1 pseudogene is annotated in these 817 nt (G+C 71.1%); it reads left to right on the top strand.

Annotation, left to right across the window (positions count from 1 at the left end):
* Positions 1 to 714: pseudogene (locus tag G3N99_RS41260) on the top strand (FtsX-like permease family protein); the annotation flags it as partial.
* Between the last annotated feature and the right edge of the window lie 103 nt (positions 715 to 817).

An 817-nucleotide genomic window follows, 5' to 3' on the forward strand; every position in this document is an offset into this window, starting at 1 on the left:
CTCGCGGCCGTGAAGGCCGTGTCGCCCGGCTATCCGTTGCGCGGCGCGGTCGAGATCCTGCCGGCCGGCGCCGCCGCCGCGCAGAAGGCCGCCGAGATTCCCGCGCCCGGCACCGTGTGGGCCGATCCGGCGCTGCTCGATGCGTTGCACCTGAAAGCGGGCGATACGGTGCGTGTCGGGCTGCGCACGTTCAAGGTCGCCGCATCGATCTCCCGCGAACTCGATCGCGGGTTTTCCTTCGTCAATTTTTCGCCGCGGCTCATGATGCGCGCGGACGAGCTCGCCGCGACGGGGCTCACGGGCTATGGCAGTCGTGTCACGTACCGGCTGCTGGTTGCCGGCGACCAGCAGGCTGTCACACGCTTCGAAGCGTATGCGCACGCACGTGTCGACGGCGGGAAACTGCGCGGCGTCGGTCTGGAGTCGTTGCAGGAAGGCCAGCCGCAGGTGCGGCAGACGCTGGATCGTGCGCGTCACTTCCTGACGCTCGTCGCACTGCTCACCGCGCTGCTCGCGGCGGTCGCGATTGCGATGGCCGCGCAGCGCTACATGCGGCGCCATCTCGACGGCTGCGCGACGATGCGCTGCCTCGGCGTGAGCCGTCGCACGCTCGGTGCGCTGTTCGCGCTCGAATTCGCCGGCATCGGGATCGTGGCCGGCGCCGCAGGCGCGGTGCTCGGCTACGGCGGTCACTGGGCGTTGCTGAGCGCGCTCGACGCGGCTTGGCCACGCGCGTGAGCCTGCGGGCGGGCGAGACGATCCGAACGGACCCGCATCCCGCAGGCGGTCGCCGTTGCAGGGGCGCGGTGAATCCGCA

Origin of the sequence: Burkholderia sp. Ac-20392, assembly GCF_017104585.1 — a bacterium.
GTDB classification, from domain to species: Bacteria; Pseudomonadota; Gammaproteobacteria; order Burkholderiales; family Burkholderiaceae; genus Burkholderia; species Burkholderia lata.